The 21944-nt window shown below is 65.6% G+C and carries 23 protein-coding genes and 2 tRNA genes; 16 read left to right on the top strand and 9 right to left on the bottom strand.

The annotated features are described in order from the left end of the window. Positions 1-174: 174 nt before the first annotated feature. Positions 175-2457 carry an NADP-dependent malic enzyme gene (locus JGR78_RS03500; protein WP_182803033.1) on the bottom strand — a complete coding sequence of 761 codons (2283 nt, stop codon included), beginning with the start codon at positions 2455-2457 and terminating at the stop codon, positions 175-177. 148 nt (positions 2458-2605) lie between these two features. Here JGR78_RS03500 and JGR78_RS03505 point away from each other — a divergent pair, with 148 nt between their 5' ends. From JGR78_RS03505 to JGR78_RS03515, 3 genes are all read left to right on the top strand, one after another. Beyond that, a complete protein-coding gene (locus tag JGR78_RS03505; RefSeq protein ID WP_182803035.1) occupies positions 2606-2998 on the top strand; it encodes a cytidine deaminase in 393 nt (130 codons plus the stop codon). A 91-nt stretch (positions 2999-3089) separates the two neighbouring features. Further along, on the top strand, positions 3090-3728 hold the full coding sequence (gene upp, locus JGR78_RS03510; RefSeq protein WP_182792937.1) for a uracil phosphoribosyltransferase: 639 nt from the start codon (positions 3090-3092) through the stop codon (positions 3726-3728). 70 nt (positions 3729-3798) lie between these two features. Next, positions 3799-4893, top strand: a complete 1095-nt coding sequence (locus tag JGR78_RS03515) for an SPOR domain-containing protein (protein ID WP_200559437.1) — start codon at positions 3799-3801, stop codon at positions 4891-4893. A 181-nt stretch (positions 4894-5074) separates the two neighbouring features. Here the strand turns inward: JGR78_RS03515 and dtd are convergent, their stop codons facing one another. Beyond that, on the bottom strand, positions 5075-5515 hold the full coding sequence (dtd, locus tag JGR78_RS03520) for a D-aminoacyl-tRNA deacylase (RefSeq protein ID WP_182792935.1): 441 nt from the start codon (positions 5513-5515) through the stop codon (positions 5075-5077). A gap of 9 nt (positions 5516-5524) precedes the next feature. Next, positions 5525-5749, bottom strand: coding sequence for a hypothetical protein (locus JGR78_RS03525; RefSeq protein ID WP_182792934.1), 225 nt, complete (start codon positions 5747-5749; stop codon positions 5525-5527). A gap of 101 nt (positions 5750-5850) precedes the next feature. Here JGR78_RS03525 and JGR78_RS03530 point away from each other — a divergent pair, with 101 nt between their 5' ends. Next, positions 5851-6099, top strand: coding sequence for a DUF2312 domain-containing protein (locus tag JGR78_RS03530; protein ID WP_182792933.1), 249 nt, complete (start codon positions 5851-5853; stop codon positions 6097-6099). 192 nt (positions 6100-6291) lie between these two features. On the opposite strand, the gene JGR78_RS03535 is transcribed toward JGR78_RS03530, so the two are convergent. Then, the gene (locus JGR78_RS03535) at positions 6292-7167 is read right to left on the bottom strand and encodes a hypothetical protein (protein WP_182792932.1); all 876 of its coding nucleotides are present in this window, start codon (positions 7165-7167) and stop codon (positions 6292-6294) included. A gap of 151 nt (positions 7168-7318) precedes the next feature. Here JGR78_RS03535 and JGR78_RS03540 point away from each other — a divergent pair. Then, a tRNA-Thr gene (locus tag JGR78_RS03540) sits at positions 7319-7393 on the top strand. A gap of 2 nt (positions 7394-7395) precedes the next feature. Here the strand turns inward: JGR78_RS03540 and JGR78_RS03545 are convergent. Beyond that, a complete protein-coding gene (locus JGR78_RS03545) occupies positions 7396-8445 on the bottom strand; it encodes a dipeptidase (RefSeq protein WP_182792978.1) in 1050 nt (349 codons plus the stop codon). Between the two features lie 128 nt (positions 8446-8573). On the opposite strand from JGR78_RS03545, the gene parA reads away from it, so the two are divergent. Together parA and JGR78_RS03555 are read left to right on the top strand one after the other, a co-directional pair. Then, on the top strand, positions 8574-9245 hold the full coding sequence (gene parA, locus JGR78_RS03550; protein WP_182792931.1) for a ParA family partition ATPase: 672 nt from the start codon (positions 8574-8576) through the stop codon (positions 9243-9245). Positions 9246-9293: 48 nt separating this feature from the next. After that, complete coding sequence (locus JGR78_RS03555; protein WP_182792930.1) at positions 9294-10025, top strand: methyltransferase domain-containing protein; 732 nt, start codon at positions 9294-9296, stop codon at positions 10023-10025. 75 nt (positions 10026-10100) lie between these two features. Here JGR78_RS03555 and uvrB read toward each other — a convergent pair whose 3' ends face one another. Next, positions 10101-12290, bottom strand: coding sequence for an excinuclease ABC subunit UvrB (uvrB, locus tag JGR78_RS03560; RefSeq protein WP_304612824.1), 2190 nt, complete (start codon positions 12288-12290; stop codon positions 10101-10103). 115 nt (positions 12291-12405) lie between these two features. Next, positions 12406-13101, bottom strand: a complete 696-nt coding sequence (locus tag JGR78_RS03565; protein ID WP_182792929.1) for a superoxide dismutase family protein — start codon at positions 13099-13101, stop codon at positions 12406-12408. Between the two features lie 154 nt (positions 13102-13255). Here JGR78_RS03565 and JGR78_RS03570 point away from each other — a divergent pair, with 154 nt between their 5' ends. The 5 genes from JGR78_RS03570 to JGR78_RS03590 all read left to right on the top strand — a co-directional run bounded on the left by JGR78_RS03570 (position 13256) and on the right by JGR78_RS03590 (position 16133). Next, positions 13256-13567 (top strand): ETC complex I subunit, encoded by a 312-nt coding sequence (locus tag JGR78_RS03570; RefSeq protein WP_182803043.1) that lies wholly within the window; start codon positions 13256-13258, stop codon positions 13565-13567. 84 nt (positions 13568-13651) lie between these two features. Next, complete coding sequence (locus tag JGR78_RS03575; protein WP_370576520.1) at positions 13652-14167, top strand: GNAT family N-acetyltransferase; 516 nt, start codon at positions 13652-13654, stop codon at positions 14165-14167. A 53-nt stretch (positions 14168-14220) separates the two neighbouring features. Further along, positions 14221-14297, top strand: a tRNA-Arg gene (locus JGR78_RS03580). Between the two features lie 112 nt (positions 14298-14409). Further along, a complete protein-coding gene (locus tag JGR78_RS03585; protein WP_182803046.1) occupies positions 14410-15243 on the top strand; it encodes a hypothetical protein in 834 nt (277 codons plus the stop codon). A gap of 20 nt (positions 15244-15263) precedes the next feature. Then, complete coding sequence (locus tag JGR78_RS03590; protein ID WP_182803048.1) at positions 15264-16133, top strand: hypothetical protein; 870 nt, start codon at positions 15264-15266, stop codon at positions 16131-16133. 91 nt (positions 16134-16224) lie between these two features. Here the strand turns inward: JGR78_RS03590 and JGR78_RS03595 are convergent, their stop codons facing one another. Beyond that, positions 16225-16968 carry a Bax inhibitor-1/YccA family protein gene (locus JGR78_RS03595; protein WP_182792303.1) on the bottom strand — a complete coding sequence of 248 codons (744 nt, stop codon included), beginning with the start codon at positions 16966-16968 and terminating at the stop codon, positions 16225-16227. A gap of 145 nt (positions 16969-17113) precedes the next feature. Beyond that, complete coding sequence (locus tag JGR78_RS03600; protein ID WP_182792304.1) at positions 17114-18094, bottom strand: NADPH:quinone oxidoreductase family protein; 981 nt, start codon at positions 18092-18094, stop codon at positions 17114-17116. 176 nt (positions 18095-18270) lie between these two features. Between JGR78_RS03600 and JGR78_RS03605 the strand changes: the two genes are divergently transcribed. The 4 genes from JGR78_RS03605 (at position 18271) to JGR78_RS03620 (ending at position 21512) form a co-directional block, all read left to right on the top strand. After that, positions 18271-18624, top strand: a complete 354-nt coding sequence (locus JGR78_RS03605; protein ID WP_182792305.1) for a helix-turn-helix transcriptional regulator — start codon at positions 18271-18273, stop codon at positions 18622-18624. A 91-nt stretch (positions 18625-18715) separates the two neighbouring features. Beyond that, complete coding sequence (locus JGR78_RS03610) at positions 18716-19522, top strand: inositol monophosphatase family protein (protein ID WP_182792306.1); 807 nt, start codon at positions 18716-18718, stop codon at positions 19520-19522. Between the two features lie 68 nt (positions 19523-19590). Then, positions 19591-20973 (top strand): magnesium transporter, encoded by a 1383-nt coding sequence (gene mgtE / locus JGR78_RS03615; protein WP_182792307.1) that lies wholly within the window; start codon positions 19591-19593, stop codon positions 20971-20973. Continuing rightward, entirely contained in the window at positions 20958-21512 is a 555-nt protein-coding gene (locus tag JGR78_RS03620; protein ID WP_182792308.1) for a 5-formyltetrahydrofolate cyclo-ligase, read from the top strand. Before mgtE ends, JGR78_RS03620 begins: the two co-directional genes overlap by 16 nt. The last annotated feature ends 432 nt before the right edge of the window (positions 21513-21944 follow it).

The raw sequence follows: 21944 nt of genomic DNA on the forward strand, positions 1-21944 counted from the left end.
TCTTGTCCTAGAGGCGAGGGGGCAGGCAAATCAACAATATTGCCCGGAACACCCCGCCGATGTGGCGGAATGTCCCGGCAGGCGGCTCTGGCATTTGCAAAGCGATGAAATACCTTGCGATCTGACGGGCAAGAATTGCGGGTCTTTGCAAATCCCGGCCCGGACCGATTCGCCTCAGCCGTAATGCGCGACCGGGGTCCCGGCCAGCGCGCTGATGTTCAGCAAGCCCCGCGCGGTGATCGAGGGCGTCACGATATGCGCCTTGTTCCCCATCCCCATCAGGATCGGCCCGACCTCCAGCCCTGATGCCCGCGTCTTGAGGATGTTGCGCACCGCCGACGCTGCGTCGGTGCCCGCAAAGACCAGCACGTTCGCGGGTTCGTCCCCCAGCCGTGACTTGGGCAGCAGGCGGGCGCGGACGGAAGGATCGAGCGCGGCGTCCACGTGCATCTCGCCGTCGAAGAGGAAATCGACCTCGCGTCCGGTCAGGATGTCCATTGCTTCCCGCATCTTGCGGCCCGAGGCGGTGTCGAGATTGCCGAACTGCGAATGGCTGCAGAGTGCGATCCGCGGCGTCAGGCCGAAGCGGCGGACGTGGCGGGCGCAGGCCGTGGCGGTGTCGGCGACCTCGGCGGGGGTGGGGTCGTGGTGGACCTGGGTGTCGGCGATGAAGAGGGGTCCTTCCTCCTGGATCATCATCGACAGGGCGCCGACCGGATGCAGCCCGCCGCGCGCCAGGATCTCGCGCACATAGCCCAGATGCCAGGAATACTGGCCGAAGCAGCCGCAGATCAGGCTGTCGGCCTCGTTCCGATGCACCATCACTGCGCCGATTGCCGTGGTGTTGGTGCGCATGAACGCACGGGCGATGTCGGGGGTGACGCCGCGCCGCGCCATCAGCGAATGATAGGTTTCCCAATAGTCGCGGTAGCGGGGGTCGTCCTCGGGGTTCACGATCTGGAAATCGACGACCGGGCGGATCGGCAGGCCAGCGCGTTCGGCCCGGGTCTCGATCACCTCGGGGCGGCCGATCAGGATCGGAACGTCGTTGGTCTCCTCAAGCATGGCATTGGCGGCGCGCAGCACCCGCTCGTCCTCTCCTTCCGCGAAGACGATGCGCCGCTCTGCGGTGGCCGAGGCCTCGAACACCGGCCGCATGATCAGGGCGGACCGGAAGACCGAGCCGTCGAGCTTGCGCTTGTAGGCGTGGATGTCGGGCAGGGGGCGTGTCGCCACGCCCGATTCCATCGCCGCGCGGGCGACGGCGGTAGCAACAACGCCGATCAGGCGGGGGTCGAAGGGCTTGGGGATCAGATAGTTCGGCCCGAAGGTCAGCGTCTCGCCGCGATAAGCCGCGGCGGCCTCGGCGCTGGTGGTGGCGCGGGCCAGCGCAGCGATCCCCTCGATGCAGGCGATCTGCATGGCGTCGTTGATCTCGGTCGCGCCCACGTCCAGCGCGCCCCGGAAGATGAAGGGAAAGCACAGGACGTTGTTGACCTGGTTGGGATAGTCGCTGCGTCCGGTCGCCATCAGGGCGTCGGGGGCGACCTCGCGCACATCCTCGGGCAGGATCTCGGGCGAGGGATTCGCCAGCGCGAAGATGATCGGCCGCCGCGCCATGCGCGCCACCATCTCGGGCTTCAGCACGCCGGGGCCGGAGAGGCCGAGGAACAGGTCGGCCCCGTCGATCACGTCGCCCAGCGTTCGCAACTCGGTCGCCTGCGCGAAGGCGGCCTTCTGCGGGTTCATGTCCTCGGCCCTGCCCTCGTAAACCAGCCCATGGATGTCGCAGAGCCACACGTTCTCGCGTTTTACCCCCAGCTTCAGCAGCATGTTGAGACAGGCTATTCCCGCCGCGCCCCCGCCGGTGGACACGACCTTGATGTCGTCGAACCGCCGCCCCGTGACGCGCAGCGCATTGGTGGCGGCGGCGCCCACGACGATGGCGGTGCCGTGCTGGTCATCGTGGAAGACGGGGATGTTCATCGATTCGCGGCAGAGCTTTTCCACCACGAAGCATTCCGGCGCCTTGATATCCTCGAGATTGATGGCGCCGAAGGTCGGTTCCAGCGCGCGGACGATCTCGGCCAGTTTCACCGGATCGGTCTCGTTCACCTCGATGTCGAAGCAGTCGATATTGGCGAATTTCTTGAACAGGACGGCCTTGCCTTCCATCACCGGCTTCGAGGCCTGCGCGCCGATGTTGCCAAGGCCCAGCACCGCCGTTCCGTTCGTCACCACCGCGACGAGGTTCCCCCGCGCGGTATAGCGCGCCGCGCAGGCGGGATCGGCCTGAATCTCCAGGCAGGCCTCGGCCACGCCCGGCGAATAGGCGAGGCTCAGGTCGCGTCCGTTCGCCAGCGGCTTGGTCGCGCGGATCTCGAGCTTGCCGGGTCGCGGATGCTCGTGATATTTCAGCGCCGCCTGCCGCAGATTTTCCCTTTGCCGCTCGTCCATTGCCCGTCTCCCTTGACCGTCCTTTCGTCGTAGCCCCCGCGACGCCGCGTCACAAGCGGCTGGCGCGCGGCTTTGCGCATGGCGAAAGGGGCGGGGTTGCGCCGGGTCGCGACGCTGCGGATGATGGGGCAAAACCGAAGGTGCGCCCATGTCCCTGATCGACGCCGCCCGCCGCGTGCGCGAGGCTGCCTATGCGCCATATTCCGGCTTCAAGGTCGGCGCGGCGGTGCGCGGCGCATCCGGCGTGATCTATGCCGGCTGCAACGTGGAAAACGTGGCCTACCCCGAGGGCACCTGCGCCGAGGCCGGCGCCATCGCCGCCATGGTCGCGGCGGGTGAGACCGAGATCATCGAGGTCTGCGTCGTCGCCGACAGCGCCCGCCCCACGCCCCCCTGCGGCGGCTGCCGCCAGAAGCTGGCCGAGTTCGCCCGCGCCGACACCCCCGTCCTTCTGGCGACGGTCGGCGGCGAGAAGCTGGCCACGACCGTGGCCGAGCTGCTGCCGGGCCGCTTCGACGCAGGCCACATGGGCGGCGCATGAGGGACCGCAGGGCCACTCTGCGCTTGCTTCGCCCGGCCGTCCCCTTCATGGCACGACATCCCTACCGATCCCTGAACGCGGACGCTGCCCGATGACCCAGTTCCCCAACCTCACGCTCGTCGATCACCCGCTGGTCCAGCACAAGCTGACGATCATGCGCAAGCACGAGACATCGACCAACAGCTTCCGGCGGCTCCTGCGCGAGATCAGCCTGCTTCTGGCCTACGAGGTCACGCGCGAACTTGAGGTGACGACCGCCCGCATCCAGACCCCGATCTGCGAGATGGACGCGCCGATTCTGGAAGGAAAGAAGCTCGCGCTGATCTCGATCCTGCGGGCGGGGAACGGGCTTCTGGACGGCATCCTCGAACTGATCCCGGCGGCGCGGGTGGGGTTCCTCGGCCTCTATCGAGACCCAGACACGCTGCAGCCGGTGCAGTATTACTGCAAGGTTCCGGGCGATCTTGATGCGCGGATGGTGATCGTGGTGGACCCGATGCTGGCCACGGGGAACAGCGCGGTGGCCAGCATCGACCTGCTGAAGGCGCGAGGCGCGAAGAACATCCGCTTCCTCTGCCTGCTGGCCGCCCCCGAGGGAGTCCGGCGGATGCTGGAAGCCCATCCCGACGTGCCGGTCTATACCGCGGCGCTCGACGAAAGACTGGACGAGCACGGCTACATCGTGCCGGGACTGGGCGACGCGGGGGACCGGATGTTCGGCACCAAGTAGGGCGTTAACCGGTCCTTAGAGCATCCCGGGATAGACCCGGCTCCGCACGAACCGAATCAAGGGGCCGGTCATGGCTGTCACGGGTTTCTCTTTGCTGCTTGCGGCGGCCTCGGCGCTGGCCGGATTGGCAGGGATTGCCCTGCCGGTTCATGCGGAAACGCCTGCGACTGCAACCTCCGCCCTTGGTGCCTCACTGGCCCTGACGGTGCGGCAGCCGGCCGAGATCCCGCCCCCGGATTTCACGGCGGAACAGTATATCGACTCGGCGGGCTGCGTCTTCAAGCGGGCGGACGGCGGATGGCTTGTGCGGGCGGATCCCGATGGCGCGCCACTTTGCGGCTTTCCCCCGACACTGTCCGCAAGGCGCACCGCTTTCGGCAACGAGGGGGCGCTGTTCCCCAAACCTGATGAGCCGGCAGCGGAAAGAATCCACCGCGAGTTTGCCGAAGCGATCATTCCGAACCTGCAGGCGGGCGAGTTGCTGCAGGTTCCGGGAACGCAGGATGATCTGGCAACTTCCGGGGCGGACCCTGCCAGAGTCGGTGCCGATCATGGCGCCGCCATTCCCCCGCGGTTGGCAATGGCCGACGAAGGCGGAACGCAAGGCGAACTGGGCAAAATGATGGCCCGTGCGCCCGGCTTGGCCGCTGGCATGACCCGTGCGAACCACACCGACCGGCTTTGTGCCCTGATCGGCAAGCCGGCGCATGACACGGGTGCTGCCGGCTTGGGATTATGCGGATCGGGAACTGCCTTGTCTGCCGCGCCGCCGGGGCGCCAGGTGTCGGAAGCCAAGCCGGCTGCGCGTCGGATCGCGACCGACGAGCGGGCTGAACGCGGCACCCGGCAGCCTGGCAGACAGATCGTCAGCGTGGACTCTGCCGCAACCAAGGCTCGCCCGACCCCATCGCTGCCCCGGGCGTCTCGGGGAATGATCCCTCCGGGAGCGCGCTATCTGCAGGTCGGGGTTTTCAGCGAAACGGAAGAAGCGAATCGCATGGCGAGGAAGCTTGCCGGGCTGGGCCTGCCGGTAGCGCGTTCGCGGGATGCAGGGCGAGGGCAGCAAATGATCCTTGTCGGGCCGCTCGACGGCCGCGAGGCGATCGTGCGAATGATCGACCGCCTCGGCCGCGCCGGGTTCCGCGATGTCGTGGCCCGCCGCTGACAGGGCCAAGGCGCGACGTGCGAGCAGCAGCCGTAGGGATCGTTTCTCCGACGCGCCATTGCGCGGATCGATGTCAGACCGGCATAAGGACGGACCTTCTGCGCGTGATCTCAGTTCTTCCGGGTGGCGGCTGCATCATCAGGGTCATCCCGTAGGATACCCGGCCATCGGCAGCGCGGGATCACCCGTTATCCATCCAGATCGTCACGGGTCCGTCATTGACCAGCGCCACTTTCATGTCGGCGCCGAACTCGCCTGTCTCGACGGGCAGGTCCAGCGCCCTCAGCGCCTCGGCAAAGGCCAGATACAGGCGCTTGCCTTCCTCTGGCGGTGCGGCGGTCGAGAAGCCGGGGCGGTTCCCGCTGCGCGTGTCGGCGGCAAGCGTGAACTGGCTGACAACCAGAACCGCGCCGCCGGTATCCTGCACGGACCGGTTCATCCGGCCCTGATCGTCGCGGAATATCCGCAGGCGCGCCACCCGGCCGGCAAGGCGTTCGGCCGCTGCCTGGTCGTCACCCTGCATCGCGCAGACGAGCAGCAGAAGCCCGGGACCGATCCGGCCGACGGACCGGCCATCGACGGTGACTTCTGCCTCGCTCACCCGCTGGATCAGCACCCGCATGACCGTCCCTCAGCGCAGCATGATCCCGAGGACTACCGCCATCAGCCCCAGCATCGAGGCCGCGAGCGCGCCCATGTTCACCGCCACCACACGATGCATGGTGGCCCGCATGGCGGCGTCATCCCCGCCCATGCGCTTTGCCCGTGCCACGGCGACGATGCACCAGACGATGCCCGCCAGACCTGCGGTGGTCAGCGCCGCGCCGCACCAGATCAGGATGTCGTGGATGGTCATGCGGCCTCCGTCAACCAGTCGCTTCCGGGCCTAGCGGCGATTGCGCGTCCCGGCAAGACGGCCTATTGCAGCGCCTCATTTCCGCGGCGAAGGACAGCGACATGAGCGACGATCAGGCCTATGGCATCGCAGCCGGAGAGCTGCGCCAGTTCATCGAGCAATACGAGCAGCTCGACGCCGAGAAGAACGACGTGGCCGAGCGCCAGAAGGAACTGATGGCCGAGGCCAAGGCACGCGGCTACGACACCAAGGTGATGCGCAAGATCGTGGCCCTGCGCAAACGCGACAAGGACGACGTGGCCGAGGAAGAGGCGATCCTGGAAATGTACAAATCCGCTTTGGGGATGTGAGCGGACCGGGCAGGCCGGAACTGCCGCTCACCCGCTGATTCCCAGAGGGCGGCATCTGGAAGCCGATGGATGTCTGGCAGGTCGGCCTCCAGCCGAGCTTGTCACCGATCATGCGGCACGCAGCAGCGTTATCAAAGACGGCGAAGAATAGGCCAGCGGTGACGCAAGGCGCAGCGCAGCCTTCTTGCGGCCTCAGGGGCTCAGGAACTCCACCCCCGGCAGGGCGGCGATGCGGCCGACGTCTTCCTCATAGGCGTCGGTGATCTCGTCCACCAGGTCCTGCGTCCAGCCGGGGACGGTGACGGTTTCGCGCACCAGGTCGGCGCGGGCGTGGCGGCCCAGCATCTCGGCGAAGATCCGGCGCCGCGCCTCGACGGTCAGCGGGGCGGCGCGGGTCATGGCCTCCTTCAGGTCCGCCATCCCCTCGGGCGGCAGCAGGTCGCCCAGGACGGCGAGGCCGGATTTCAGGGGCACGTCCGCGGGCATCCGGGCGATGCGCCGCACCACCTCGGGCCAGATCAGGGGGGTGTCCTCGTAGCACCAGACGATCACGCGCCGGCCCTGCATCGCCTCGATGATGCGCTGCATTGCGGGACCCCAGCGCAACTGGCGGGGGTCGCAGCCTTTCAGCAGGCGTTCGACCGAGCCATCCGGCACGCGCGAGGCGAGATGCGGGATCTGCAGCGCGGGGTTCTGGATCGCCAGCGACACCTCGACCTCGGCCGAGGGGAACAGGCCGGCCACTGCCCGCATCCGGGTGCCCGCCTGTGGAAACAGCCCTTTTTCGCTGAGGCAGCGCACCGGCGCCCCGATCAGCGAGGCCTGCGAGATCACCATCCTCTGCGCGCTTTCGGATTCCAGCATCGCGTCGTAGATGACCTCCTCCATCTCGGCCGGCGCATCGCCGCCTTTCAGCGAGTTCAGCGCCTCGTCCAGAACGCCCTTGTAGCGGCCGGGCGGCACCACCTCGACGCCATTGGCGAGCAGCCAGTCGCGGTTTTCCATCAGCGTGCGGATCATCCGCTCGGGCTCGGTGCCGTGGGTGCCGAAATGGATCGCGACCTGCATGGAAGAACCCTCGTCCTGCTGCTGGCCGTCCCGTCGCCCTGCGCGGGCGCGGGGTCAAGGGGCCGGCCGGGATTGTCATGGAAAAACTTGGGCGGGGTTGCGGGGGCGTGGTGCTTGCGCCACCCGCGACGGGCGCGTATTCCGGCGTCATGCCGGCTTAGCTCAGTGGTAGAGCGTCTGATTTGTAATCAGGGGGTCGGGGGTTCAAATCCCTCAGCCGGCACCAGCTTACCCGCCCCAGCTGCGTTCCAGCACCGACAGCCAGTTCCGCCAGGCGATCTTCTCAACCAGGTCGCGGCCATAGCCATGCGCCAGCATGGCGTCAGTCAGCCGGGGCAGCGCGGCCGCGTCGGGCAGGTCCGCCGGCATCACCGCGCCGTCGAAATCGGAACCCAGCGCCACGCCGTCCTCGCCCAGGATTGCCAGCATATGGTCGAGATGGCGCAGCAGGATGTCGAAGCCGCGGAACTGTTCCCGCCGGCCGTCGGGGGCAAGGAAGCCGGTGTTGAAGTTCAGCCCCACCACGCCGCCGGTATCGGCGATCTGGCGCAACTGCCGGTTGGTCAGGTTGCGGGAACTGGGGCAGATCGCATGGGCGCCCGAATGGGTGGCGACCAGCGGCGCGTCGGTCAGCCGCGCCACGTCGTCGCAGCCCTTCTCGTTCAGGTGCGACAGGTCGATCATGATCCGCAGCGCGTTGCATTCGCGCACCAGGGCTCGGCCACGTTCTGTCAACCCCTCGCCACGATCGGGGGCCGAGGGGAAGGCGAAGGGCACGCCATGCCCGTAGGCCGTCGGCCGCGACCAGACGAACCCCATCGAGCGCAGCCCCATCGCGTGCCACAGGTGCAGCGCATCAAGGTCGGCCAGCGGCTCGGCCCCTTCCATGTGCAGGATCGCGGCGACGCGGCCTGCATCCATCGCTGCGCGGATGTCGGCGGCGCTGCGGCAGATCGACAGCGTGCCCGTGCGTTCCAGCCCGAACAGCGCCGCGGCCTGCGCGAAGGCCAGCGGCAGGGCCGCGTCGCAGGCGACCTGGGGCGGCAGGGGCAGGTCGAAGGGCGGGTTTTCCTTCTGGCGCAGCAGTTCGGCTATGTCCCCGGTCTGGGCGTCGGGCACCCACATGGCGAAGAAGCCGCCGGCCATGCCACCCTGCCGCAGCCGCGGCAGGTCCATGTGGCCAGTGCCGTCCCCTTCCTGCCACAGCCGGGCGGCATCGGTTCCAGCGGCCACGGCGCGCTGCAGGAAATCGTTATGTCCATCGAATACGGGGATCATCCGGCCCAGTCCCAAGATTTGCGCCTGCACGAAGATCATTCCGGCGGCGCCGATGCAAGCGCGCCGGGCTTGCCCTTCGGCGGGCTGCATGCAACGCATTTCTATCGGCGGCGGGAAACAGGAACGACATGGCGGGACGCATCATCACCGTCGCTCAGCAGAAGGGCGGCTCGGGCAAGACCACGCTGACGGTGAACCTTGCCGTGGCGCTGCGCCGCAAGGGCTTTTCGGTCGCGGTGCTGGACACCGATCCGCAGGGCAGCCTCGGGCGCTGGTTCATGGAACGGCTGAACCGCATCGGCGAGGATGCGGGGCTGGAGTTCTCGACCTCGTCGGCCTGGGGGGCAAGCTATGAAAGCGAGAAGCTGAAGCGGCGCTTTGACGTGGTGCTGATCGACACGCCGCCGAAGATCGAAAGCGACCTGCGCCCGGCGCTGCGGGTGGCCGACCTGATCTTGGTGCCGGTGGCTTCCAGCCAGGTGGACCTGTGGGCGACGGAAGGCGTGCTGGACCTTGCCGACCGGGAAAAACGGCCGGTGCTGATCGTGCTGAACCGCACCCGGCCGAACACCCGGCTGGGGGCCGAAGTGGCTGCAGGTGCGGCGGCGCTTGGGGTGGACGTGGCCCGCGCCGAGATCGCGAACCGCGTGGCCTATGCCGAGACGCTCGGGCACGGCAGCGCCGTGGCCGAGGGGCCGTCCGGTCCGGCGCGCGACGAGATGGCGGTGCTGGCGGATGAGGTCATGGCCCATGCCGGGATCGAGGGCGCAGCAACCATCGGCGGTCCGAGCCGCAGTTGACGGCCTGATGCTGCCGATCAAGAACCAGCCCGGCAGTGGAAAGGGGACATGATGGCCGAAACGGCAGATTTCAGCGGCATTTCCGGTGCCACGCCCATCGAGCCACTGGCCACGCCGCTTGCCCCCGATGCCTTGCGCGAACAGGTCGTCGCGCTGGGACCGTGGTTTCACAACATCGATCTTGCGCCCGGCCTGTCCACGCGCGGGATCGCACCCTCGGCCGGACCTCAGCCCGTCGATCATCCGCTGCGGCGCTGGCAGGTTTACGAAGACGTGCTGCCGCAGGACATGACCGGGATGCGGGTGCTGGACCTCGGCTCGGCCGAGGGGTTCTTTGCGCTGGAGATGGCGCGCAGGGGCGCCTTCGTGCTGGCGCAGGATTTCTGGGGCGCGATGATCCGGCGGCTGCGCTTTGCGGCGCAGGTCACGGGTCTGCAGGACCGGATCTGGACCCGGATCGGAAATGTGACCGCCATCCAGCCCGGCGAACGCTATGACGCGGTGCTGGCGCTGGGGCTGCTTTACCACCTGCGCCATCCCTTCCACGACCTTGAGATCATCTCCCGCGCGTCGGACCTGCTGTGGCTGGAAACGACGCTGCACGAGGGCGAGGAAAGCTTTCTCTACTTCAAGCCGCCGGCCGAGGGCGTCCACCATGTCCGAAAATGGTTTCCGACCCGCGCCTGCGTGCGCGACATGCTGGAGGAGTGCAGGTTCACCATGATCGAGGACATCCCCGACCCGACACCCAACCGCGGCTCTTTCATGGCGCGGCGCTGAAGCCTTTCCAGAGGGCAGCGGTCGCAAGACCCACGATGCAGACAGCCTGCCCTTGATCAGTTCAGCAGCGGCTTTTCAATGCCGCCGCTTGCTGCGCTTGTTGCCTCCGCGCTGGCCTGCGCGACCGGCGGTCGAGCGGCCCTGCGAACGGACAGCGGCCTCGGCTGCTTCCTCGACCGCCGTCTGCCGAGCCAAGGGATCGTCGGCCACCACCAGTTCGACCGCCTCCAGCCGCTTGACCTCGTCACGCAGGCGGGCGGCTTCCTCGAACTCGAGATTTTCGGCGGCCTTGCGCATCTGCGTCCGCAGGGCGTCCAGATGCGCCTGCAGGTTGGCGCCGACCAGGGGCTTGTCGATCTTTGTCGTGATCCGCGACTGGTCAGTGTCGCCCTGCCACAGCCCGGCCAGCACGTCATCGACGTTCTTGCGGACGGTTGTCGGGGTGATGCCATGCGCCTCGTTATAGGCCTGCTGCTTGGCACGGCGGCGTTCGGTTTCCCGCATCGCGCGTTCCATGCTGCCGGTGATGCGATCGGCATACATGATGACCCGCCCGTCCACGTTCCGGGCGGCTCGGCCGATGGTCTGAATCAGCGAGGTTTCGGACCGCAGGAACCCTTCCTTGTCGGCATCGAGGATCGCGACGAGGCCGCATTCAGGAATATCAAGGCCTTCGCGCAGCAGGTTGATGCCCACCAGAACATCATAAGCGCCAAGGCGCAGGTCGCGCAGGATCTCGATCCGCTCGATCGTGTCGATGTCGGAATGCATGTAGCGGACGCGGATGCCCTGTTCGTGCAGGTATTCGGTCAGGTCCTCGGCCATGCGCTTGGTCAGGGTCGTGACCAGCGTGCGATAGCCTTGTTTTGCAACCAGCCGGACCTCGTCCAGCAGGTCGTCCACCTGCGTCTCGACGGGGCGGATCTCGATCACAGGGTCCAGAAGACCGGTCGGGCGGATCACCTGCTCGGCAAAGACGCCGCCGGCCTGATCCATTTCCCATTGGCTGGGGGTGGCCGAGACGAAGACCGACTGCGGGCGCATGGCATCCCATTCCTCGAACTTCAGGGGGCGGTTGTCCATGCAACTGGGCAAGCGGAAACCGTGTTCCGCCAGCGTGAACTTGCGCCGGAAGTCGCCGCGATACATGCCCCCGATCTGCGGCACGCTGACGTGGGATTCATCGGCGAAGACGATGGCGTTGTCGGGGATGAACTCGAACAGCGTGGGCGGAGGCTCGCCCGGCGCGCGGCCGGTCAGGTAGCGGCTGTAGTTCTCGATGCCGTTGCAGACGCCAGTGGCCTCCAGCATCTCTAGGTCGAAGTTGGTGCGCTGTTCCAGCCGCTGGGCTTCCAGCAGCTTGCCCTCGTCGGTCAGTTGCTTCAGCCGCATCTGAAGTTCCGCTCGTATCCCCTTGCTGGCCTGCTGCAAGGTCGGCCGAGGCGTGACATAGTGGCTGTTGGCATAGATGCGGATCTGCTTGTAGTCGCCATCGCGGGCGCCGGTCAGCGGGTCGAACTCGACAATGGCCTCAAGCTCGTTGCCGAAGAAGCTGAATCGCCAGGCGCGGTCGTCGAGGTGCGCGGGCCAGACCTCGACCACGTCGCCGCGCACCCGGAAGGCGCCGCGCTGGAAGGCCGTGTCCAGCCGCTTGTATTGCTGCGCCACCAGCTCGTTGATGAAAGCGCGCTGGTCGTAGGACTGACCCACGACCATGTCCTGCGTCATCGCCGAATAGGTCTCGACCGAGCCGATGCCGTAGATGCAGGACACCGAGGCCACGATGATCACATCGTCTCGTTCCAGCAGTGCCCGGGTCGCCGAGTGGCGCATCCGGTCAATCGCCTCGTTGATCTGCGATTCTTTCTCGATATAGGTATCCGACCGCGGGACATAGGCTTCGGGCTGGTAGTAGTCGTAATAGCTGACGAAATATTCCACCGCATTATCGGGGAAGAAGCCCTTGAATTCGCCGTAAAGCTGCGCGGCCAGCGTCTTGTTCGGTGCCAGGATGATGGCAGGGCGCTGCGTTTCCTCGATCACCTTGGCCATGGTGTAGGTCTTGCCGGTGCCGGTCGCGCCAAGCAGCACCTGATCGCGCTCGCCCTCACGCACCCCCCGGGCCAGTTCGGCGATGGCGCCGGGCTGGTCGCCGGCCGGCGAGAACTCGCTGTGCATGACGAAGTGCTTGCCGCCTTCCAGCTTCACCCGCCGCTCGGGCTGCAGCAGCATCGGCATGGGAGCGTTGGTGTTGTTATGGGCCATGACGATCCTTGAGGGAAGGTGGTGCGAAGGATGCCGTTAGGTGGTGCGGAAAGTGCCCGTTTTCAAGGAAAAGGCCGCCCTGTCGCGGGCGGCCCCATGCTGCTGCAGGCGTGGTTCAGCTTGACAGTTCGAGAACCGCGCAGGCGATGCGGTCGCCCGCGTTGCCGGCAGGCTGGCTCGTGTAATCGTCCACATCGGAATGGATCATCACGGCCGAACCATCCTCATCGAGGATTTGATCCATCAGGATACCGGGCAGGAAATATTCGACATGCAGCGCGCCTGCCGTCCCCATCGTGATGTTCGGAAGGTCGCCCGGATGCGGGCCATTCGCCGAATGGACGCCATGTTCCCGGTCGCCTGCCATATGGCCGCCGGCGCTTTCAAAGGTGGGGCCTTCGCACAGGCCGGCCTCATGGATATGCAGCCCGTGCTGTGCGGCGGACACCGCGCCCTCGCTGATGTCCAGCACGAAATGCATCACGCCCGAGGTGGTTTCGGTGATCAGGACGCTGCCGACATCCGCTCCTTCGCCATTGCGAAGAACGCCGCCTGCCTGGCGGAACTGCTCGCCACCTGCCGCTGCCGTGGCATCGCCTGCTGCGGGCGCATCCGGCTGATCCGCGCCTGTTGCTGCCGGAGAGGCATTCTCGACCGGCGCCGCCTGCGCGGGCTGGGCATCTGCCGCGGCAGGTGCCGAATCCTGCGTATGGCCTGGATGCGGGGCCAGCACCAGAGCCGCGCCCAGCAGCAGGGCGCCGAGGGCATGAGGCTGGGGCAGAACACGTGTCGCGTTAAGGGATCGGGTCATCGAGGGCACTCCTGTCTGTCCTTGCCTGGCGTCAACGCCCGAGGGCGGCAGCCGTTCCCCCCTGTTTCGCCCTTGCCGGACAGTGGCGCTTGATCGTCGGCGCCGCCTGCGCCACAAGAGGCCGGCCCGTCTTCAGCCGTCAAGGGGTTCCGCCATGCGCGTCCGCATCTACAAGCCCGCCCGCAACGCCATGCAGTCCGGTGTTGCCCGCACCAAGGAATGGGTGCTCGAATTCTCTCATTCCGACCGGCCGGACCTGGACCCGCTGATGGGCTGGACGAGTTCCGATGACACCCAGTCGCAGGTCCGCCTGTGCTTTGACAGCCGTGCCGAGGCCGAGGCTTACGCCAAGGCCAAGGGGCTGGAATATATCGTGACCGAGCCGAAACCCCGCGCCCACAACATCCGCCCGCGTGGCTATGGTGAAAACTTCGCCACGGACCGCAAGGCGCCGTGGACGCATTGACCGGAAAATCGTGCCGGAGTTGCCGCAGGCGGAAGGTGGATGCGTCTGCCGGGCAAAGGTCCGCGCTGGGCCCTGTTCATTGACATGAACAAACAGGGCAGCGATCCGCGTCCAGTTCCCGTTGCGCTGCAGGCCATGGCAGGCGTGACCATTGCGATGGAAAGCCCGCTTTCTTCCGATCTGGATCTTCTGTTCGCCCGCCACGTTCAGGCGATGCACGCCGACACCCCGCCCGAGTCGATCCACATGCTGCCGCGCCAGGATCTTGTCTCGCCCTTGATCGACTTCCTTGTGCTGCGGGCAGAGGGCGCGCCAGTGGGCATGGGTGCACTGAAGCGGATCGCGCCGGATCATGGCGAGATCAAGTCCATGCACATCCTCTCCGAGCAGCGGGGAGAGGGGCACGCCCGCCGGTTGCTGCAGGCACTGATCGACCAGGCGAAAGCAAGGGACTACCGGCGCGTATCGCTGGAAACCGGAACTCAGGACAGCTTCGGCCCGGCGCGCGTCCTTTACGCCCGCGCAGGCTTCACCGAATGCGCGCCGTTCGCGGGCTACGCCCCCGACCCGAACAGCGTTTTCATGACCAGCGAGGTCTGACGCAGCCTCGCCCCTTGCACCGGGCCGGGCTTTGCCGCAATCACAACGGGCGCGGCCCCGTAGCTCAACTGGATAGAGCAGGGACCTTCTAAGTCCAAGGTTGGGGGTTCGAGCCCTCCCGGGGTCGCCACGGTGTTGTTGCAGAGTTGGCGTTGTTTTCGGGATGTCTGCGCGGGTTTCAATTGGGAAACCGAACGCAACAGGCGGGGCACGGGCACCGCCCCAGCAAACGGAGAACGCAAGTGCAACATTGTGATCATCGTCAGCCGGCAGGCCTTGCCGGGTCCATCGAGTTCATCAGGCTTGAGGAAACCCTTCAAGAATTTGCAGAAGATGAAACCTTCATCTTCGTTGCCAATACGGGAAATTGGGGCGACGGGCTGATCCGATATGCCACAGAGAAATTCTTCCGGCACAATGCTTTTCGGTATGTCAGTGTTCCTCTAGGTCGCGCCATGTCAATGTCGCCCGATGACCTGCGTCAACTATCATCCAGTTCGAAGGTTCGAATGGTTTACGGTGGGGGCGGAGCGTTTCTGAATAAATATCGAATGCATAAAAAAATGCCCGCACTGATCGAGCGATCAGAACGGATGCTGGTTCTTCCTAATACTTTTGCAGTTCCGCGTAGAAGCCTGGGATTCCGACGAACGGATATCCTTTTCCGCCGGGATGAAGGCGGATCGAAAGAGTTCGCTCCTCGGTCAATCTTCTGCCACGACATGGCGCTCAGCCTTGGGCGGATCACGACATCCGGCAATGGTTCAGGAGTAGGATATTTCTTCCGCGGCGATGTGGAAAAGATCGAGGACATGCCTGTCCCCGAGGGCAATCGTGACATCTCGACAGAGGGCAAAGAGAGCACACCGATGTCGGGTTTCCTGGATGCCATCGCCCGGTTCGGGACGATACATACCAACCGCCTGCATGTTTCGATTGCCGCCGCGATGATGGGACGGCGGGTTCATCTTTACGCCAATTCCTATTTCAAGAATAATTCGATCTATGAAGCATCGCTGAAACAGGCATTTTCAAACCTGACCTTTCACCAGCGATACACAGCGCCATCCGCGTGAGTTGCAGAGGTTAGTCCGCCATGAAGTCTGTTGCCATTCTGACAATGGTCTATGATGACGACATTTACCTGAAAATCTGGCTTTCTTACTGGGAAAAATTTGTTCCCCGCAGTAATCTCTATGTTTTGATCCATGCGGATTATGGACACTACGAACAGATGGCGAGTGGCTGCAATACGATCAGGATCGCCCGACCGCCAATGCACGCCGGCTCTGAGGTCAGCAGGTGGAAGATGTTGTCCAGTTTGGCTTCTGGTCTGACACTTATGTTCGATCGGGTCATCTACACGGATGTAGATGAGATAATCGCGCTTGATCCAAAGCACGGAAATAATCCAATCGATTATATCTTAGACAGGCCTGAGCCAGTGGTATCACCTTTTGGTGTCGATCTGGTAGAACCGATTGAACTCGATCTCCCTGCGATCGATCTGTCCCGCCCGATACTGTCCCAAAGATCGTTCGTCGCTTGCAATCCGCCATACTCCAAACCCTGCATCATAAGTGACCCGGTCATATGGGGAACCGGAGGTCACTTTATTAACCGCGAAGAAATTTATTTGTCGGACGCTCTTGTTCTTTTTCACCTGAAGTTATTTGATAAGTTGACGTATCGCGAACGAGCCGCCAAGCGGAAGGCTATGGTTACTGATCCAGAAACTGGCGAACTGATCATGGGTCCTGGCGGCAAGGAATGGATGCGCACTGACGAATTTCATGAATATACAATCGAGAGTCGCCAACCCATAAACAACATAGACTTCAGAAGGCCACGCAAGAAATGGCTCGAGAGCGCAAAATTCAACAGAAGATCTGGGGTCTGGAGACGTTCCGGGCGATCGCATAAGCAACTACATAGAATACCGGAGAGATTTGATAATGTTTTCTAGGGATCAAAATTCTGGATTACGTTGATAATTGAAAGGAACCGGGCCAGCGAAAAGCTGGCCCGTTCCGTTTTCCAAGCGCGTTGCAAAACCCTTACTCCTGCTGCCCCATGAAGCTCAGCAGGAAGGTAAACAGGTTCAGGAAGTCCAGATACAGCGTCAGCGCGCCTAGGATCGCTGACTTGCCGATGAAGTCGGCGTCCGAGTTCACCAGTTCCAGGTAGGTGTTCTTGATGTTCTGCGTGTCATAGGCGGTCAGGCCCGCAAAGATCAGCACGCCGATCACCGAGATGGCGAAGTTGACCGCGCCCGAGCCGACGAACAGGTTGACCACCATCGCGATGATCAGGCCGACAAGGCCGATCATCAGGAAGCGGCCCATGGCCGAAAGATCGCGCTTGGTGGTGTAGCCATATAGCGACAGCGCCGCAAAGCCGCCGGCCGTCGCCACGAATGTCAGCGCGATCGAGCTGTCGGTGTAGCGCAGGAAGATCGAGCTGACCGATGCGCCCATTGCCGCCGCGAAGGCGTAGAACAGGATCGTCGCGCCCTGCGTGGACAGGCGGTTCAGCGCTGCGCCAAAGCCGAAGACCATCAGCAGCGGCAGGAACAGAAGCACCCAGCGCAGCGGGGTGGTATAGACGACGCGCCCGAACTCGGTCCAGGCGCCCGGCCCGCCGGCCATCTGCGCAAAGCCGTATGCGACGGCGGCCGTCACCAGCATGCCCACGGTCATCAGGCCGTAGACCTTGTTCATGTAGGCCCGCAGGCCCTCGTCAATGACCGCAGCACGGTTGGCCGTCGTGGCCGGGCGGCGGATCGTGTTGTAGTCGACCATAAGCTCTCCCTCTCGCTGGGCCGGGCCTGACGGACCGGTCCCTCATCTGCGGAATATCGGCAATCACTCCGGAATTTCAACCGTCAGGGCATGAAAAGCGGTTCTGTTGCCAAGTGCTTGACACATTCTTGACCACTGCCGGCTCTTACCCGGCGGCGGCCTCCTGAGTCATGGTCAGGACGACCTTGCCGACGGCTTTTCGCGTCTTCAGAAGATCATAGGCTGCCGCCGCCTGCTCCAGCGGCAGGACGGCGCCTGTAGTGGGGTGCAGCCGTCCCTCGTCGTACATCCGCAGAGCCGCTTCTAGGCTGCCGCGCATGGCCGGACGGTCAAGCTGGCGGTAGCCGCCCCAGTAGAAACCGAGGATCGCGATATTCTTCACCAGCGCATGGTTCAGCGGCAGGGCCGGGGGCCGCCCTCCGGCAAAGCCGATCAGCAGATGCCGCCCCCCCGTCCGCAGAGCGCCAAAGGCGGCAAGCCCCGGCGCATCGCCCACTGCATCATAGACGACATCGACTCCGCCAAGGCTCCGCAGGGCTGCCTTGAGGTCATCCGTCCCGACGCTGTCGATGGTCTCGGCCGCACCCGCCTGCCGTGCCGCATCAAGCTTGTCTGCCCCGCGAGCGACCGCGATCACGCGGGCGCCCAAGGCCGCGCCGATCTCGACCGCCGTCAGGCCGACGCCGCCCCCCGCACCCAGCACGGCAAGCGTTTCTCCCGCCTGCAGCCGCGCGGGTCCGGTCAGGGCGAGGTGACTGGTCCCGTAGGCCACCTGAAAGCCAGCGGCCTCGCACCAGGACATCCGGTCCGGGATGGGGATGCAGTCATCGGCGGCGAACACGCCGTGGTCGGCCATGGTCCCCCTTCCCGAAACGCTGACCCGCGTTCCTGCGGCAAGCCCGACACCCGGCCCTGCGGCCTCGACGACGCCCGCGCCTTCGATCCCCGCCACGAAGGGATAGGGGGGCGTGTCCTGGTACTTGCCCTCGACCATCAGCAGGTCGGCAAAGTTCAGCGCGGCGGCATGCAGGCGCAATCTCACCTCGCCCGCACCCGGATCACGGCTTTCGGCCTCTGTCAGGCTGGGGGCTGCCCCCGGCCCGGCTATGCTGATGATTCGAGTCATGCGTCCGCTCTCTCTGCCCGTGCTGTCTGCGTGATCTCTATACGGGCGACAAATAGGGGTAAACCGGACGATCCGACCTGTCTTTTTGGTCAAATCAGGCAAGTTGCCCGCGGATAATGCTCGCTGATTGCGCTGGGGCGCGGTAGTGCGCGGATAGATTGTGTGAGGTTTTAACGATGAAGCATGTTGTCGATGCCCATGTCGGACAGAGAATCCGTCACCGCCGCTGGACGATCGGGATGACCCAGCAGCAGCTGGCGGATGCCGTCGGCATCAAGTTCCAGCAGATCCAGAAGTACGAAACCGGCATGAACCGCGTCTCGGCTTCGCGCCTGTGGGACATCGCCGCGGCGATGGACGTCCCCGTCGCCTTCTTCTTCGAGGGGCTGGGCCAGACCGCCGAGGCCGCTGGGGTCGATCTTCTGGCCGACAAGGAGGCGCTTCAGCTCGTGCGGGCATATTATGCCATGCCCGAGGCGCAGCGCCGCCAGATCTTCGAACTGGCACGGGTCCTGTCCGAGCCTGCGTGAACCCGGTCCGGGCGCGCTGGTCATGCCCCGCGCGCCCGGATAGGCTTGGGTCTGATCGCCGCCGTTGCGCGGCCCGGACCCGGACTTGCCGATGACCTCATTCTCTGCGCGGACGCCTGCCGCCGCCGCGATCCTGCAGACCGCGGGTGCGCTGGCCGATGTGGCCCGCGCCGAGACGCTGCGATATTTCCGCAGCCCCTTGCTTGCGCCGGACAACAAGGCGGCGGCCGGCTTCGATCCCGTCACCGAAGCGGACCGCGCCTGCGAACGCGCGATGCGGGCCATCCTGGCCGAGCGGCGGCCGGATGACGCCATTCTGGGCGAGGAATATGGCCCGTCGCCGGGAACCAGCGGCATGACCTGGGTTCTGGACCCCATCGACGGCACCCGGGCTTATCTATGCGGTGCGCCGACCTGGGGCGTGCTGATCGGCGTCACCGACCCACAGGGTCCGGTTTACGGCATGATCGACCAGCCCTGGACCGGCGAGCGGTTCGAGGGTGGGTTGGGTCTCGCCTGCCTGACTGCGCCGCAGGGCGACCGCCCGCTCGGCGTCAGGCAGGGCGTGGGGCTGGAACAGGCAACGCTGATGACGACCTACCCGGAAGTGGGGACCGAGGCCGACAGCGCCGCCTTCCGCCGCGTGGCCGCGCGCGTGCGGCTGACCCGCTACGGCTTTGACTGCTATGCCTATGCGCTGCTGGCGATGGGGCAGGTCGATCTGGTGATCGAGGCCGGGCTGCAGCCTTATGACATCGTGGCGCCCATCGCCGTGATCGAGGCCGCGGGCGGCATCGTCACCGACTGGCAGGGCGGCCCGGCGCATGGAGGCGGGCGGGTCATCGCCGCCGCGACCCCGGAGCTTCACGCGGCCGTGCTGAGCCTGCTCGCCGGCTGATCGCGGGCTGGTTGCCGCGGCGGGGCGGCGCGCCTATGGTCGCGGCGCCTCAGCCTGACAGGTGCCCCATGACCGAGAACCGCCCCGAGTCCGACGGGATCGAGGACGATTTCGTCCCCCGCCGGGGCCTTGTCGCCGAGATCGCCGAGGCCATCGACGCGGGCGACGGCCCGCGCCTGCACGCACTGCTGGACCCCCTGCACGGCGCCGACATCGCCGACGTGATCGAGCAGCTGACGCCCCAGCGGCGCATCCGCTTTGTCCGCCTTTATTCCGGCGAGTTCGACGCCGAGATCCTGTCCGAGATCGACGAATCCATCCGCGAGGAGGTTCTGGAACAACTCCCGGCCGAGGTCCTGGCCGATGCCGTGCGCGAGATGGACAGCGACGACGTCGTGGATCTGGTCGAAGACCTGGAAGGCCCCGAACGCGAGACGATCCTATCGGCGCTGGACGAAACCGACCGGGTCGCGGTCGAGCAGTCGCTGAACTACCCTGAATATTCCGCCGGCCGCCTCATGCAGTCCGAGGTCGTGACCGCGCCCGAGCACTGGACCGTGGGCGAGACCATCGACTTCCTGCGGTCCGAGGAATGGCTGCCCGACCAGTTCTACCATGTCATCCTCGTGGACCCGCGCCGCCATCCCATCGGCTATGTGACGCTGGGGCGGCTTCTGTCCTCGCAGCGGGCCACGCGGCTGGCCGACATCGCCGAGGACAGCTTCCGAAGCATCGACGTGCTGCAGGACGAGGGCGATGTGGCCTATGCCTTCAACCAGTATCACCTGATCTCGGCCCCGGTGGTCGATGCCGACGGGCGGCTGGTCGGCGTCATCACCATCGACGACGCGATGAACGTGCTGGACGAGGAGCATGAGGAGGACGTGCTGCGGCTGGCCGGCGTCGGCGAGGAAAGCCACGTCAGCGACACCGCCCTCCGCACCGCACGCCAGCGCCTGCCGTGGCTGGTGGCCAACCTGTTCACCGCTTCGCTGTCGGCGATGGTGATCACAATGTTCGAGAACACCATCGCGGCGCTGGTCACACTGGCGGCCCTGATGCCCATCGTCGCCTCGACAGGGGGCATTGCCGGAACGCAGTCGCTGGCGGTGGCTGTGCGCGGTCTGGCGACGCGCGATCTGAACATGGGCAATGCCCGTCGCGTGGTCATCCGCGAACTGCTGGCCGGGATGCTCAACGGCATCGGGCTGGCGCTCCTGCTGTCCTCGGGGGCGTTCCTGCTGTTCGGGGATCCGCTGCTGGGAGTGGTGCTGGGCTCGGCAATGATCGTCAACCAGATCGTCGCGGCCCTTGCAGGCGTGCTGGTCCCGCTGCTGCTCAGCCGGCTGGGGCTGGACCCGGCGCTGGCCTCGGGGACATTCGTGACGACGCTGACCGATGTGATGGGGTTCTTTGCGTTTCTGGGGCTGGCGACATGGATACTGATCTGAACCAAGAGAAGCGCACGCTGCGAGCGCAGGCGCTGGCGGCGCGGGCGCAGGGCGGCGATCAGGCGGCGCTGGACCGCAGGCTGGCCGAGGCGCTGGCGCCCCATGCGGGCCGTGTCCTCGCCGGCTACTGGCCGATGAAGGGAGAGCCGGACCCGCGACCAGCCATGGCGGGCCATGACGGCCCTGTCTGCCTGCCGGTGGTGCCGGGCCGCGCGGTGCCGCTGATCTTCCGTCGCTGGACCGGTGAGCCGCTGGACCGCGGCCCCTTGGGCACCAGCCAGCCGCCTGCGTCGCTGCCCCAGATCACCCCCGAGGTGCTGATCGTGCCGCTGGTGGCCTTTGACGGCCAGTTGAACCGGCTGGGTTATGGCGGCGGCTATTACGACCGCACGCTTGAGGCGCTGCGGAGAATCAGGCCGGTCCTTGCCATCGGCTTGGCATGGGAAGCGCAGCGTCTGGACACGATCCCGGCCGAGTCCTTCGACCAGCCGCTCGACATGATCGTCACGGACGCCGGAACGTGGCGGCGGGATCTGTGACTATCCGGTGACACCGGCGGCAAGGCCGGGCCGAGAAGCGACTCGGACCGACTCTGGGGACAGCCTGTGGACAACTCGGGGGCGTGGTGCCGCAAGCCTGCACCATGCTTGGAAAAAGACGCACCCGGCAGATTTCCTGACCGGTCCCGAACCCGGCCCGGCTTTGCTGGCGCGGATCACGAAGCCGGTTTTTGTCAACGCCTAACGCAACTTGCGGGCGCAAATAAACTGCTTGAAACCATGCAGGACACGCTGCAGTTAGTGTGAGCGTAAGTCGCGCACTACTAGATGTGGTGACGGGACGAGGGACAAAGCAAGACATGTTGCCGGGTGTCCGGCAGCTCGCCGGGCCTGCGGATGTGATCCGCAGGGTCGGTGAGGCATGTCCGACGGCAGGCGCAAGTCGCAGTGGGAACGAAGGACAGAGAGGGC

It is taken from the genome of Paracoccus sp. MC1862 (assembly GCF_016617715.1).
Classification (GTDB): Bacteria; Pseudomonadota; Alphaproteobacteria; order Rhodobacterales; family Rhodobacteraceae; genus Paracoccus.

What these genes read in the sequence shown, in the direction of transcription:
- JGR78_RS03575 (WP_370576520.1), top strand. Translation starts at nt 13,652, where the DNA reads ATGAACAAACAGGGCAGCGATCCGCGTCCAGTTCCCGTTGCGCTGCAG.
- uvrB (WP_304612824.1), bottom strand. Translation starts at nt 12,290, where the DNA reads ATGGCCCATAACAACACCAACGCTCCCATGCCGATGCTGCTGCAGCCC.
- parA (WP_182792931.1), top strand. Translation starts at nt 8,574, where the DNA reads ATGGCGGGACGCATCATCACCGTCGCTCAGCAGAAGGGCGGCTCGGGC.
- JGR78_RS03565 (WP_182792929.1), bottom strand. Translation starts at nt 13,101, where the DNA reads ATGACCCGATCCCTTAACGCGACACGTGTTCTGCCCCAGCCTCATGCC.
- JGR78_RS03605 (WP_182792305.1), top strand. Translation starts at nt 18,271, where the DNA reads ATGAAGCATGTTGTCGATGCCCATGTCGGACAGAGAATCCGTCACCGC.
- JGR78_RS03610 (WP_182792306.1), top strand. Translation starts at nt 18,716, where the DNA reads ATGACCTCATTCTCTGCGCGGACGCCTGCCGCCGCCGCGATCCTGCAG.
- JGR78_RS03500 (WP_182803033.1), bottom strand. Translation starts at nt 2,457, where the DNA reads ATGGACGAGCGGCAAAGGGAAAATCTGCGGCAGGCGGCGCTGAAATAT.
- upp (WP_182792937.1), top strand. Translation starts at nt 3,090, where the DNA reads ATGACCCAGTTCCCCAACCTCACGCTCGTCGATCACCCGCTGGTCCAG.
- JGR78_RS03515 (WP_200559437.1), top strand. Translation starts at nt 3,799, where the DNA reads ATGGCTGTCACGGGTTTCTCTTTGCTGCTTGCGGCGGCCTCGGCGCTG.
- JGR78_RS03570 (WP_182803043.1), top strand. Translation starts at nt 13,256, where the DNA reads ATGCGCGTCCGCATCTACAAGCCCGCCCGCAACGCCATGCAGTCCGGT.
- JGR78_RS03545 (WP_182792978.1), bottom strand. Translation starts at nt 8,445, where the DNA reads ATGATCCCCGTATTCGATGGACATAACGATTTCCTGCAGCGCGCCGTG.
- JGR78_RS03535 (WP_182792932.1), bottom strand. Translation starts at nt 7,167, where the DNA reads ATGCAGGTCGCGATCCATTTCGGCACCCACGGCACCGAGCCCGAGCGG.
- JGR78_RS03600 (WP_182792304.1), bottom strand. Translation starts at nt 18,094, where the DNA reads ATGACTCGAATCATCAGCATAGCCGGGCCGGGGGCAGCCCCCAGCCTG.
- dtd (WP_182792935.1), bottom strand. Translation starts at nt 5,515, where the DNA reads ATGCGGGTGCTGATCCAGCGGGTGAGCGAGGCAGAAGTCACCGTCGAT.
- JGR78_RS03530 (WP_182792933.1), top strand. Translation starts at nt 5,851, where the DNA reads ATGAGCGACGATCAGGCCTATGGCATCGCAGCCGGAGAGCTGCGCCAG.
- JGR78_RS03555 (WP_182792930.1), top strand. Translation starts at nt 9,294, where the DNA reads ATGATGGCCGAAACGGCAGATTTCAGCGGCATTTCCGGTGCCACGCCC.
- JGR78_RS03505 (WP_182803035.1), top strand. Translation starts at nt 2,606, where the DNA reads ATGTCCCTGATCGACGCCGCCCGCCGCGTGCGCGAGGCTGCCTATGCG.
- JGR78_RS03525 (WP_182792934.1), bottom strand. Translation starts at nt 5,749, where the DNA reads ATGACCATCCACGACATCCTGATCTGGTGCGGCGCGGCGCTGACCACC.
- mgtE (WP_182792307.1), top strand. Translation starts at nt 19,591, where the DNA reads ATGACCGAGAACCGCCCCGAGTCCGACGGGATCGAGGACGATTTCGTC.
- JGR78_RS03595 (WP_182792303.1), bottom strand. Translation starts at nt 16,968, where the DNA reads ATGGTCGACTACAACACGATCCGCCGCCCGGCCACGACGGCCAACCGT.
- JGR78_RS03590 (WP_182803048.1), top strand. Translation starts at nt 15,264, where the DNA reads ATGAAGTCTGTTGCCATTCTGACAATGGTCTATGATGACGACATTTAC.
- JGR78_RS03620 (WP_182792308.1), top strand. Translation starts at nt 20,958, where the DNA reads ATGGATACTGATCTGAACCAAGAGAAGCGCACGCTGCGAGCGCAGGCG.